Origin of the sequence: Paraburkholderia ribeironis (genome assembly GCF_900019265.1) — a bacterium.
Classification (GTDB): Bacteria; Pseudomonadota; Gammaproteobacteria; order Burkholderiales; family Burkholderiaceae; genus Paraburkholderia; species Paraburkholderia ribeironis.
Genome location: NZ_CYGX02000120.1, coordinates 1 through 13,726 on the forward strand (window position 1 = coordinate 1; position 13,726 = coordinate 13,726).

A 13,726-nucleotide genomic window follows, 5' to 3' on the forward strand; every position below is an offset into this window, starting at 1 on the left:
GGCTGCGTGGGCTGCGTCGGCTACGTGAGCTGCGTGGGCCGTGGCGGATGTGGCGGACGCCGGGCGCAGCTGTTCAGCCGCGCTCGCGCGTTGCGCGATCAGTAACGTCGACGCCAACGCAACCGCCGTTGCGACGGCCGCCACCCTCGCCACGAGCGCGACGAAGCCGAGGCCTGGCAACCCGCCCGCGTCAACCGACGCATGACCCCGCCGCCATCGCCGCCACCGCAGCGGCGCGCCGTGCTTCACCCACGCCATCGCGTCAGACTCCCCGGCGCCGCGCGGCCAGTTCCTGCAACGCAGTGAACGCGCCGATCGCCAGCAGCAGCCCGGCCAGCGCGCCGAGCACGCCCAGCAACACCGGATGCTGGATCGCCTTGCTCCACAGCCGCGCATACCACGGCACATAGCCGACCAGATACGGCTCGCCGACGCGCATGCTGTCCACCACGCCGCCGCGCAGCAACGCGACGTCGCCTTGCAGTTGCGCGACGCGATCCGGCTTTTCGAGCATGTCGAGCAATCGCGACAACTGTTGCTGATCGGTGGCGTTCAGCGCGACGACGCTGAGTCCCTTGCTGCCCGGCAGTTCGAAACCCATCAGCGCGGCGAGCGGACCATCGCGCTCGATACGCGCGCTGCCAGCCGGCAGATGCGCGCCGTTGCGCCACTGCTCCTGCACCGAAAACGACGCGTGGGTGATCGGGTTGTCGGCTGCGGCATCGTTCGAGCCCTCGCCGATGCTCAACGGCAGCGCCTGACGCCAGCGCGCGAGCAGCGGCGCCGACCCGTTGCCGCCGATCGCGAGCAGATCCTTGCCCGTCAACTGCGCGAGCTCGCGAGGCCGCGCGATCTGCACACGCAGCGCCGGATAACCGGTCCATTGCCCCATGTGACCGAGCATCGTCAGCATGCTTTCGAGTTCCTGCGGCGCGGGGTTCTCGGGAATCACTACGGCCGTCTGCGCAAGATCGGCGTAGCGCGTGAACGGGAAGCCGCTGTTCGCGAAGTACGCGAGGTTCGGCATCTGCGCAAAGTGGACGAAGTCCGAGAAGTCGATCGTCGAGTCGGGATCGACCGCGGCCTGCACCGGGTTGGACGCCACGCCCTGGCACAGCCCGGTCTTCTGCGAATCCAGATTGAAGCGCAACTGCAACTGGTTCGAGCTGCCGACACGGAAAGCGGGAATGTCGAGCGCGCTGCTCGAACGATTGCCGCTGCTCGACAGCACCGGCAGTTGCAGACGGCCTTGCGCGTCGTCGGCGCTGGCCGGCGCGAGCCGGTACGACTTGACGAGGTGATCGTTGATCTGCACGGCGAGCGCCGAGTTGTTCTGCACTGTCGGCGCCGTGTAGCGGTACTTCAGATTCAGTGGCACGCCCGCGCCATTCCACGAGTACAGATCGGCGGGCACGCGCAGGTTCAGACGGATCGCGTCCGGCGAGCTACCGCGCACCTGCAACTGGTTCGGATCGTCGATCAATTCCTTGAACGCGACCGGACGATCCACCGGCACCCAGCGCGGCGCGTCGTACGGTTTGCGCGGCGCACCGATGTCGACCTCGCGGATCTGCACGGCGGGCCCGGCTAACGCGGTCGTGCCGAGCACCAGCGCGGCGCTGGCCGCGTCGACTTCCGCGGCGGTGCGGCCGGTCACGATCAGCAGCTTCTTGCCGGCCGCGACGGGATTGTCGGCGACCATCAGCATCGGGCCGTTCACGGGCGGCAGCTTCAGATCGGCGGGCAATTGCGCGCTGCGCGCGACCACCACCGCGTGATCGTCGGACGGCAACGCGGACAATGCCGGAAAGCGCGCCTGACGATAGTCGGCCTGCGCGCCGAACCACGATGCGAGCACGCCGGCGCTGCGCAGCGTCGCGTTGTCGGCGGCGGCCGGCAGCACGAACGGCAAGCGCAGGCGGCTCGCGTCGCGGCGGTCGAAAAACGGCGCGGGCAACAGTGCGAGATCGTTGGGCAAACGAATCGGCGCGGTGTCGAGAATCAGCTCACTCGTCGGACTGACGTCGGCCCATAGCGACGTGTTGTCCGGGTCTTCGCAATGGTCGAGCGTGTAGTGCGCGATCAGGCGCAGACCGAGCTGGTTGTAGTCGGTAAGAAAACGCGGATCGAGCGCGATCTCCTGCGTGACGATCTGGCCGGCATGCTCGCGATCGAACGGCACGGTCGCGACCACTTCGTTGTTGATCGATACTTTCAGATGCGAAAGCGCAAACACCAGCGCCGGCGAATACGTGTAGCGCAGGCGCAGGCGCGCCGCAGTGACCACGCGGTCGAGCCGCACTCCGACGCTGACAGTGCGCGCGTCCTCGAGCCCGCGCAGATTGAGCGGCTGATATGCGCCGAGCGCGGCGAACGACACGTGCGTGGTAGTCGAGCCGTTTATGCTCGATGCCGAGGCGGTGGTGGCATTGGCGGCATTCGTGGCATTCACGGCACTGATGGCATGCGCCGCGTTCGCACCGCTGGCAACCGACGCAAGCGCGGCCGACGCTGCGGCATTCGCGGCAGGCGACGATGCTACACGCGCAGATGCGGCAGAAGATTCCGACGGTGCGGCGAATGACACAGCGGCAGACAGAGCGCAGACCGCTGCGGTCAGCGAAAGGCACAACGACACGACAGGTTTCATAAACAGATCAGCTTGTTTGACCTCGGCCGTCCACCCGTCAGGCGGGCACTGTGCGCATTCGGTCTGCCGCATGAGCATGCGGAATTGGGAAACGGATTGCCAGGTGAGCGCGCCGCGGTTTCCTGCCCTGTACATCGGAAGATCTGGCGAAATCTTGAGGGACGAGGCACGGCGACGGGAGTGCCCAATATATGGAACGGAGCCAGCACGACATGCAAGTGGCTCGTTGCGATTCCGTCGCCAGTCGAGCAGGCATATCTGCCCCGTTTGGCGCGGCGCAAAGATAGCATAAAAATCTGACAATCTGTGACATTTGAGGCATGCTGCGGCTTCCCGACAACATCGAAATCATGAGCCATCAGAACGAGTCTTCTCCGGCCTGCACTACGGTAAAACGTAGCGGTCCTCTGCGTGCGTGGTTCGCGTTGCGGCACTCGTGCGACGGCTTCGTCGCGACGTTGCGACAGGAGAGCGCGTTCCGTCAGGAGGCGGCGCTCGCGCTGATCCTGCTGCCGGGCGCATTGCTGATGCCGGTCGGCGCGATCGAGCGCGTCTTGCTGATCGTGTCGGTGCTGCTGGTGCTGCTGGTGGAGCTGCTGAATTCGAGCATCGAGGCGGCCATCGACCGGATTTCGCTCGAACGTCATGAGCTCTCGAAGCGCGCGAAAGACTGCGGCAGTGCGGCCGTGATGATCGCGCTGCTGATCTGCGCGCTCACGTGGGGCGTGTTGTGCGGGCCGATCGTCTATCACTGGCTGCGTGGCTAGCAACGGCAAGCTCGTACGTTGTCCGTACGATCTGCTTCGCCGCGTGACGGATCGCGCAGCTCGCAAACGTTAGCGCACTGCCCTCGCGGGCGGGCGGCTTCGGGCACTCGATTGCAATGCGATGCAGCCTGAAGGCCGCGCAAAAAACCGGCGCGTTGAAATCGCTATCTCACGGTAGTGATGGTTTTCCGCGGGCGGTGCAAAACAACGTCCCGCGGCCAGAGAGCCCGCGTGCTCGTTCGGACGTGGGCACACCCCTTGCTGTATTCCGCTCGCCGGCAAATAACCCGTCAAAGCACACGGTGCCCACAACGAGTCGCCGCTTTCACGTCAATCCAGCAATCCACCGGTGGGAGGCTCCATGCTTCGATACGCTGCAATCTTTTTTATTATCGCGATCATCGCCGCTGTGTTCGGCTTTGGTGGCATCGCCGCAGGTGCGGCGGAAATCGCCAAAGTGCTGTTCTTCATCTTCGCGGTGATCTTCCTCGTCACCCTGCTGATGGGCGTGATCCGACGCTGACCGACGCAGTCGGCGCGTCGCCGACAAGCACCCTACCCCCGATGCGGACCGTGGCACGTCGTTGCAATACTTGCCGCACGCTATTGCAATTGTTGCTGACCGCATCGGGTTTCATGACTTGCGAATGCGCCGTGCTCATGTGTGCGCTCAAGCGCGTCGAGTTGACTTAGCCGACACCACGACGCACGTAGTCGACAAGAGCAGATTGCTGCATCGTGGCACGCCGCCTGCCTCCGCGTTCCAACAAAAAAATGTCGTAAAAACTCACATGGAATTCAGGCGATGTTTTCCGCTTCGTAGAGGCGCCGACCTGCGGCATCCTTCGTGCCGAGGATCGGGCCGAATTCGATTGGCCACTCGATCCCGATGTCAGGATCGGACCACAAGATGCAGCGTTCGAGTTCGGGGAACCAGTATTCGGTGGTCTTCCACACGCACTCGGCGACGTCGGATAGCACCACGAAGCCATGTGCAAAGCCTGGTGGCATCCAGATTTGCCGCTGGTTGTCTGCGCTCAGATACTCGCCGCTCCATTTGCCGAAGTTCGGCGAATTGAGCCGCACGTCCACGGCGACATCGAATACTTCGCCCCGAATCACGCGTATCAGCCGGCCTTGCGGACGTTGGACCTGATAGTGCAGGCCGCGCAATACGCGATGCACTGCGCGCAAGTGACGGTCCTGCACGAAATTGAAACCTTGCGAGACGTCGTCGGCAAACTCGTCCGCGCTGAAGCTCTCGAAACAGAAGCCGAATTCGTCACTAAACACCTCGGGCTCGATGAGTTTCACATCCGGCAATGCCGTCGCCATTACCTTGTTGCCCATTGCTACCGCGCTCGTAAGAAGGCTGGCCAGCGAAGATACGACGGCCGCCATTGCCGCCGCGTTCAACAGCGATGAGGCGCGTCGTCGGGCGCCTGCCTGCAAGTATGTTACGCCTCGCTGGTCATCCTGCTACGTGCGCGATACTCCGTGGGCGAAAGCGCCATGCGCTTGCGGAATATCTTCGCGAGACGATCGCCGTTGCCGGTGCCGCTGCGTCGCGCGATCTTGTCGACCGGCAATTCAGTCTCGGTCAGGAAGTTGCACGCAATGCGCAGCCGCACTTGCAGCAGGTAGTCGGAAGGCGTGACGTGCATTTCATGTTTGAAGCGGCGCAGAAAATTGCGCTCGCTCATTGCGGCGATCTGCGCGGCGTCGGCCACCGACACCGGACGGTCGCAGTTCGCCTCCATCCAGCGTGCCGCGGCGCGAATTTTCTCGGCCACGCTGAGCGTGCCACCTTCTGCCGGCAGCGGCACCCACGTGGCAGCCATGCCAGGCATGACGCGATCGGCGACGCTGCGCGCGAGTTCGGCGCCAAGATCGCGCTTGATGAACATCAGCGCGCTGCGCGCGCAGTCTTGCCGATCGTTGGCGGCGCTGAACGCGGCCTCGCCGGCGACACCGCCGAGATAGCGGTTCATCTGCAGCCCGTCATGGTCGGTTGGCCCGGCGGCTTCCAGCACGAGCCGGCCCTCGCCGATCGTTTCGATCGCGCGGGTGCGCGATTGAACCGCGCGCAGCCAGCCGAGCAACCGTTCGTCGCGTGCGGCCGCATGCGCGCCGTAGCCACCGGCGATAAACAAGACGTCGAAACCGCCGCTAAAGCGTGTGTCGATGCGATCGGTCCAGATGCGCGCCGACGAGGAACTGGCGACACTGCCGCCCTCCATCGACAGGAATTGCACTTCGTAGGGCGGCTCTTCACCGGCTCGCGAGCCAGAGAGTTCGTTGGCACTTTGAAACATCTCGACCACCGTGCCCGGTCCTAACAGCCAGAAGCCGTCGAACAGCAGCACGCCGATTCGCCGCGCTGCAGTACGAACGTTCAACGTGGGCGTGTGTAGCCACGTGATTCTCGCAGTATCAAGGTGCATGTGCGGCATGATCTTCCCTCAAACGGTGATACGTTGTAGACCCCGCTGCCCCCGTTAGCCGACTGATATGAACGAGTCATTTATTACGGCTGAAACCGCCGGCCATGCCGCTTAACGGATTAATCACGATATTAGCCGACTGGAACGCCATAGTAAATTTGAAAAACAAATTGCATGGAAAATCAGAAAGTATGACGAAAAACCATTACGGTGTGTTTCCCATGACAACGCGCTGATGCCGCATCGCGACAATGCCGCGGACCTGTGCCGGCAGCGCAACAGCACCACAAAACCCGCCACAGCCTTCTTTTCATCACACTTTCACAGATATCTTCCGATACTGCGAAGCACTCAAACCTGCACCATTCATACGGTCTCGACGAGAGCGCAAAATGTTTCAAACCTGAACTCGAAAATTTCCGGATAATGACCATTCAATCTGGCATTTATTCGCAAATTGGGAATTTATCCACCGGATCATTAGCGTCGCGCGTTGATATCCCGCGATTAACGCAATTAATGATTTCAAAGCGGATTTGCGGACCATCCAGAAATGTTTCGATTCTGAAACATCGGAGGCCTTTTACGTCTGACTTATAGCGTTTTTTCAGTACGTAAACGCCGGACATCAGACGATTAGACGCAGCGCAGCAATCGGCAGTCCGGAATCGTTCTTCATGAGCACAATTTCATCCCGCGGTTCGCATCGACATTGCGCGCGGCGCAATGCGGTTCGAAATCGCCGATCTCTACGATGCGATGCGCCCAGCAAATGCCCGCGGCGACTTTCTTTCATTCAGGATCTGTCCGAGGCGCGGCAGCAGTGCACGCCTTTTCAATCCAATTGATTAGGTGTCTTAACTTCCAACCCACCGCTCAACCGATTGTTTAGCAATGCCATTCATGAGCATTGCGCAAAAATAAAACAGCTTAGTCCAGCTGGCGGCGCGACCGTTGGGCATGTCGGCCGCCGCGGTAACGCACAGTGTCGGCGCAAATCATTGCGCCGACACTGCGTCAACCGTGCGTCCCCTCGCTCGCCACCACGGCTGCGCTATTCCGCGTTCGCGCGAGCACCGGCCGCAGTGCCGCGCCGGTGTGGCTGGCCACGATGCGCGACAATCCTTCGGGGTCCGTAGCAGCGACCACCGCGCCACCGCCCACGCCGCCCTCGGGGCCGAGATCGATGATCCAGTCCGCCTCGGCGATCACGTCGAGGTCGTGCTCGATCACGACGACACTATGACCGCCATCCGCGAGACGATGCAGCACGCGAATCAGTTTCGCGACGTCCGCCATATGCAGGCCGACGGTCGGTTCGTCCAGCACATAGAGCGTGTGCGGCGACTTCTGGCCACGCCGCGTGATGTCGTCGCGCACCTTGCTCAACTCGGTGACGAGCTTGATCCGCTGCGCCTCGCCGCCCGACAACGTTGGCGACGGCTGACCCAGCGTGAGATAGCCGAGGCCGACGTCTTTCATCAGTTGCAACGGATGGGCGATGTTCGAGATCGGCGCAAAGAACTCGACGGCTTCATCGATTTCCATGGTCAGCACGTCGCCGATGTTCTTGCCGCGCCACGTGACCGCCAAGGTCTCCGGGTTGAAGCGCTGCCCGTGACAAACATCGCAGGGTACCTTCACGTCCGGCAGGAAACTCATGCCGATGGTGCGCACGCCCTGCCCTTCGCAAGCCGGACAACGGCCTTCGCCGGTGTTGAAGGAGAAACGCGACGCCGTGTAGCCGCGCGCACGCGCTTCGAGCGTACCCGCGAAGAGCTTGCGGATCGCGTCCCACACGCCGATGTAGGTGGCGGGACACGAACGCGGTGTCTTGCCGATCGGCGTTTGATCGACTTCGAGCACGCGGTCGATGCTTTCCCAGCCGGTGATCGAATCGCAGCCCTGCCATACATGCGTCACGTTCAGAGGCGCACGCGGCGCCGAGCGCGCCAGCACACTCGCGCGCCGGTTCGCGGCCGGCTTTTCCTCGGCCGCGGCACGCGCTCGCCGCGTGGCCGGCGACGACAGCACCGAACGACCGACCGCATCCAGCAGATTGGCCATCAACACGTCGCGCGCCAGCGTCGACTTGCCGGAACCACTGACGCCCGTCACCGCCACCAGCCGTGACAGCGGAATACCGATTGTGACGTCGCGCAGATTGTGCAGCTTGCCGCCGTGCACGGTCAGCCAGTTTTCGGGCACCGCGGCCGCGCGCTTGCTCTGCGCGACCACCTCGCGGCGCGGCTGCAACGGATGCACGATGGGCTGCGCGAGATACTGTCCAGTCAGCGAATCCGGTTGCGCCGACAGGTCGGCCACACCGCCTTGCGCGATCAGCGTGCCGCCGCGCTTACCCGCGCCCGGTCCAATGTCGATGATGTGATCGGCGCGACGGATCGTGTCTTCGTCATGCTCGACGACCACCAGCGTATTGCCCTTGTCGCCCAGCTTGCGCAATGCGTTCAGCAGGATCTGATTGTCGCGCGGATGCAGACCAATGGTCGGCTCGTCGAGCACGTAGCACACACCTTGCAGATTGCTGCCGAGTTGCGCGGCGAGCCGGATGCGCTGCGCTTCGCCACCGGACAGGCTAGGCGCCGCGCGATCGAGGCTCAGATAACCGAGCCCGACTTCCTCCAGAAATTGCAGGCGGCTGCGGATTTCGCTGAGCACGTCACGTGCGATTTCCGCGTCGCGGCCGGTCATCTCCAACGTTTCGATCCATGCGCGCGTATCGGACACGGTCCATTGCGCGACATCGACGATCGCGTGCGTGTTGAACGTGACGGCGCGTGCGGTCGGGTTCAGGCGTGTGCCTGCGCAATCCGGGCACGGTTCGTCGACGAGGCCTTCGGGCTCCTGCTCCTCCGACGGCAGACTCTGCTCGCGGCCGCGATTGTCGTCGACGATGATGGTGTCGTCGTACGCGGCGCGCTGCTCGCGCGTCAGCGACAAGCCCGTGCCGACACAAGTCGTGCACCAGCCATGTTTGCTGTTGTACGAGAACATGCGCGGATCGAGTTCGGGATAGCTCGTGCCGCACACCGGACACGCGCGCCGCGTGGACAGCACCTTCACCGCGCCGAGCCTGGCGGTGGGGTGGCCGCCGCTGATCGCGTCGTGCAAACCGTCGAGCGGCGCCAGCAGATGCATCACGCCCTTGCCGATTTCCAGCGTCTGGTCGAGCGCCGCGCGCAATTCGGCTTCCTGATCCGGCGACACGACGAGATCGGCTACCGGCAATTCGATCGTGTGCTCGCGGAAGCGATCGAGCTTAGGCCATGGGTCCACCGGCATGAACTCGCCGTCCACGCGCAGGTGCGTATTGCCGCGCGCTTTCGCCCACTTCGCGAGATCCGTATAGACGCCCTTGCGGTTCACGACCAGCGGCGCGAGGAAACCGACATGCTGGCCCTTGTGATCGCGCAACAACTGCGCCGCGATCGATTCGACGCTTTGCGACGCAACCGGCGTGCCGTCGTGAATGCAATGCTGCAGACCGAGCTTCACATAGAGCAGGCGCAGGAAATGCCACACCTCGGACGTAGTCGCCACGGTGCTCTTGCGGCCACCGCGCGAGAGCCGCTGTTCGATCGCGACGGTGGGCGGAATACCGTACACCGCATCGACCTCGGGCCGCCCGGCCGGCTGCACGATGGAACGCGCGTAAGCATTCAGCGATTCGAGATAACGGCGCTGCCCTTCGTGAAACAGGATGTCGAAAGCGAGCGTGGACTTGCCCGAACCGGATACCCCGGTGATCACGTTGAACTTGCCGTGCGGGATATCGACGTCGAGCGCTTTCAGGTTGTGCTCGCGCGCATTGACGATGCGCACCACGTCTTCGCCTTCGATCGCCCGGCGCGCACGCGCCGCGCTCAGCGCCTTTTGCAGCGGCATGCCTTGCGCCGCCGATGCGGCCGCCGCGCTCATCGCGCGGTCGTACTGTTGCAGCGCCGCGCCGGTATGCGACTGCGCACACTGCCTGACCTCGGCCGGCGTGCCGGCACACAGCACCCGGCCGCCGCCGTCGCCGCCTTCGGGACCGAGATCGATCAGCCAGTCGGCCGCGCGGATCACGTCGAGATTGTGTTCGATCACGATCAGCGAGTGACCGCTCGCGAGCAGTTTGCCGAACGCCTGCATCAGCTTGGCGATGTCGTCGAAATGCAGGCCGGTGGTCGGCTCGTCGAACATGAACAGGCGCTTCGCGACCGGTTGCTTCGCGCTGCGCGCACTGCGCGCCTGCGCCGACTCCGCGAGGAAACCCGCGAGTTTGAGCCGCTGCGCCTCGCCACCGGACAGCGTCGGCACCGGCTGGCCGAGCTTCACGTATTCGAGACCGACGTCGACGATCGGCTGCAACACGCGCAATACTTCGGCGTCCTGCGCGAAATAGGCGGCGGCTTCGCTGACGGTCAGCTCCAGCACGTCGGCAATGCTCAACGCACGCTCCGGCTCGCCGCGCCCGATCTTCACCTCGAGCAGTTCCGCGCGATAGCGGCGCCCGTCGCAATCGGGACAGCGCAGGTACACGTCGCTGAGGAACTGCATTTCGATGTGCTCGAAGCCCGAGCCGCCGCACGTCGGGCAGCGGCCGTCACCTGAGTTGAAACTGAACATGCCGGGGCCGTAGCCGCGTTGTTGCGCGAGCGGCGCTTTCGCGAACAGCTTGCGGATCTCGTCGAACGCGCCGACATAGCTGGCCGGATTGGAGCGCGCGGTCTTGCCGATCGGCGACTGGTCGACGAACACGACGTCGGTGACCTGGTCCGCGCCGCTCAGGCTTCGGAACGCGCCGGGCGATTCGGTGGCGAGCCCGAAGTGCCGCGCCATGGCCGGATACAGCACGTCCTGCAACAGCGTGGATTTGCCGGAGCCCGACACGCCCGTCACGCACACGAGCCGCTGCAACGGAATTTCAACAGTGACGTCGCACAGATTGTGTTCAGTCGCGCCTGCGAGCACGATGCGCGGCGTGCTGGCGTCGACCGGACGCTGCGACCAGTGCGCCGCGTCCGCCACGTGCCGGCGGCCGCCGAGGTACTCGCCGGTCAGCGTGCCGGACGCGCGGATCGCCTCGGGCGCGCCGTCGAAAATGATCGAGCCGCCGCGCTCGCCCGGCCCCGGGCCCATGTCGATCAGCCGATCCGCCGCGAGCATCACCGACGGGTCGTGTTCGACCACCACTAGCGTATTGCCCGCATCACGCAGCCGATGCATCGCTTCGACGATCCGGTTCAGGTCGCGCGGATGCAGGCCGATGCTCGGCTCGTCGAGCACGAATAGCGTTTTGGTCAGCGACGTGCCGAGCGCCGTGGTCAGGTTGATACGCTGCACCTCGCCGCCCGAAAGCGTGCGGCTTTGCCGGTCGAGCGTCAGATAGCCGAGGCCGACGTCACACAGATACTTGAGGCGCGTGCGCACTTCGGCGAGCAACAGCTTCAGCGCGTCGTCGAGCAACGCGCTCGGCAGCGTGATCTCGTCGAAGAAGCGGCGGATGCGCTCGATCGGCATCAGCATCAGGTCATGTACGGTCAGGCCCGGCAACGCTTCGAGCTGTGCGCGCGTCCATGCGACGCCGCGCGGCATGAAGCGCTGCGCGACGGGCAGGACGCCGTCGGCGTTCGCCTTGCTGCCGAGGCGCCACAGCAGTGATTCCGTTTTCAGACGCGCGCCGCCGCAGGTTTCGCACGGCGTGTAGCTGCGGTATTTCGACAGCAGCACGCGAATATGCATCTTGTACGCTTTGGATTCGAGATACTCGAAGAAGCGTTTGACGCCGTACCATTGGCTCTGCCATTTGCCGTTCCAGTCCGGCGAGCCGTTGATGACCCAGTCGCGCTCGGCGTCCGTCAGTTCGCCCCACGGCGTGCCGCGGCGGATATCGGCTTTGGCCGCATAGCGCATCAGATCGTCCTGGCATTCCTTCCACGCAGGCGTTTGCATCGGCTTGATCGCGCCGTCGCGCAGCGTCTTGCGCGCATCGGGAATCACCAGCCCGAGATCGACGCCGATCACGCGGCCGAACCCGCGGCACACCTCGCACGCGCCGTAGGCCGAGTTGAACGAGAACAGCGCCGGTTGCGGATCCGCGTAACGCAGGTCGCTTTCCGGACCGTGCAAGCCAGTGGAAAAACGCCAGATCTGTGGCTCGGCGTCTTGCCCGCCCGCCCCGTCCGACGTCGCCGGCAGCACGTAAATATTGACGCGCCCGCCGCCGCGCTTGAGCGACGCCTCGATTGCCTCGATTGCCCGCTGTTTGTCGACCGAGCGCAGCCGGAAGCGGTCGGCCACCACGTCGAGCAGCTTGCGCTTGCCGGTGGGCGAATCGACTTCGCGCTGCGCCTGCACGCGCGTATAGCCGCTGGCCGACAGCCATTGCTCCACTTCCTGCGCGGACGCGGACTCCGGCAACTCGACCGGAAACGTGACGGCGAGCCGCGGCTCGTGCTGCGCGGTGCGTTCGAGCAACTCGGCGTAGATCGTCTCCGGCGTGTCATGCCGCACCCGGTACGCGGTCTTGCGATCGAACAGTTCGGCCGCGCGGGCGTAGAGCAGCTTCAGATGATCGTTGAGTTCCGTCATCGTGCCGACCGTGGAGCGCGAGCTGCGCACCGGGTTGGTCTGGTCGATCGCGATGGCGGGCGGCACACCGTCCACCCGGTCGACTTGCGGCCGGTCCATGCGGTCCAGGAACTGCCGGGCGTAGGCGCTGAAGGTTTCGACGTAGCGCCGCTGCCCTTCCGCGTACAGCGTGTCGAACACGAGGCTCGACTTGCCGGACCCGGACGGCCCGGTGACGACCGTCATTTCGCCGGTTCGTACGTCGAGATCGACATTTTTGAGGTTGTGCTGGCGCGCGCCGCGAATCTTGATAGTGCCGTTAGATGACAATTTTTCCGACCGTCTGAATGAGTGAGCCACCTCTCACGGACGCCTCGCGACCGCGCAAGTTCGGTGCAGCCGGGGCGGCGGCGAACGCGCGGCGAACTCGCCAAACGTGCCGAAGCCCAGCTTGCAACGGGATACTATACTGTATGTTTATACAGTTTTCCATGACGCGGCGGGGTTACGCTTGCCGATTGCCGCAGGGAAACAGAATTGGCTGGACTTGGCGCAGGGTTAGCCGGACTCGAATGCGCGGAATTGGCTGGACTGCCGCGCCCGCTGCATTAGACGGTGCCTATGCCGGCGTTGATTGCGTGGGTTGCATGGGCTGAAGCGGCGGTCGGCGGCTTTACCGCGCACGCAATGTCGATGGCGACACACCCAGCAGCCGATGAAAGCTGCGGCGCATGCGCTCAGCATCGCCGAAACCACACTCGTTCGCCACGCACTGCAGCGACGTCGCGCCGCTTTCAAGCGCTGCACGCGCTGCTTCCACACGCAGCTTTTCGACAGCCTTCGCTGGCGTAAGGCCAGTCTCGGCCTGGAAGGCACGCGCGAAGTGGCGCGGGCTCATACAAGCCTGCCCGGCCAGATCGCTTACGCGATGAGGCGCGCCGAGGTTTCGACGCACGTGATCCAGCAGCAGTTTGAAGCGCCCCCGGGCACTGCCCATCTCGATGAGCGCGGAGAATTGCGACTGCCCTCCGGGGCGCCGATAGTAGACGACAAGCTGCCTGGCCACCGCACGTGCGACACGCTCGCCAAGATCATCGGTGATCAACGCGAGCGCCAGGTCAATGCCTGCACTGATACCGGCACTGGTCCAGAAATGGCCGTCATTCACATAGATACGATCGGCGTCGAGCTGCACCTGTGGAAACTCGCGCCTGAACTGATCGCTACGACACCAGTGCGTGGTGGCGCGCCTGCCATTCAGAATTCCCGTTGCGGCCGAGGCCGTGTAAAAA

The 13,726-nt window shown here is 64.0% G+C and carries 7 protein-coding genes; 2 read left to right on the plus strand and 5 right to left on the minus strand.

Features of this window, described 5'->3' with window-relative positions:
- Positions 1-262: 262 nt before the first annotated feature.
- On the minus strand, positions 263-2,650 hold the full coding sequence (gene bcsB, locus BN2475_RS31490; protein WP_094783291.1) for a cellulose biosynthesis cyclic di-GMP-binding regulatory protein BcsB: 2,388 nt from the start codon (positions 2,648-2,650) through the stop codon (positions 263-265).
- 350 nt (positions 2,651-3,000) lie between these two features.
- On the opposite strand from bcsB, the gene BN2475_RS31495 reads away from it, so the two are divergent.
- Together BN2475_RS31495 and BN2475_RS31500 are read left to right on the plus strand one after the other, a co-directional pair.
- On the plus strand, positions 3,001-3,417 hold the full coding sequence (locus tag BN2475_RS31495; RefSeq protein ID WP_094783292.1) for a diacylglycerol kinase: 417 nt from the start codon (positions 3,001-3,003) through the stop codon (positions 3,415-3,417).
- Between the two features lie 361 nt (positions 3,418-3,778).
- Entirely contained in the window at positions 3,779-3,940 is a 162-nt protein-coding gene (locus tag BN2475_RS31500) for a DUF1328 family protein (RefSeq protein WP_094783287.1), read from the plus strand.
- A 275-nt stretch (positions 3,941-4,215) separates the two neighbouring features.
- Here BN2475_RS31500 and rfbC read toward each other — a convergent pair whose 3' ends face one another.
- The 4 genes from rfbC to BN2475_RS31520 form a co-directional block, all read right to left on the minus strand.
- On the minus strand, positions 4,216-4,767 hold the full coding sequence (gene rfbC, locus BN2475_RS31505) for a dTDP-4-dehydrorhamnose 3,5-epimerase (RefSeq protein ID WP_094783288.1): 552 nt from the start codon (positions 4,765-4,767) through the stop codon (positions 4,216-4,218).
- A gap of 107 nt (positions 4,768-4,874) precedes the next feature.
- A complete protein-coding gene (locus tag BN2475_RS31510) occupies positions 4,875-5,870 on the minus strand; it encodes a GlxA family transcriptional regulator (protein ID WP_094783289.1) in 996 nt (331 codons plus the stop codon).
- A 1,008-nt stretch (positions 5,871-6,878) separates the two neighbouring features.
- Entirely contained in the window at positions 6,879-12,794 is a 5,916-nt protein-coding gene (uvrA, locus tag BN2475_RS31515; protein WP_245841710.1) for an excinuclease ABC subunit UvrA, read from the minus strand.
- A gap of 313 nt (positions 12,795-13,107) precedes the next feature.
- Positions 13,108-13,629, minus strand: a complete 522-nt coding sequence (locus BN2475_RS31520; RefSeq protein WP_245841712.1) for a GlxA family transcriptional regulator — start codon at positions 13,627-13,629, stop codon at positions 13,108-13,110.
- Positions 13,630-13,726 lie beyond the last annotated feature (97 nt).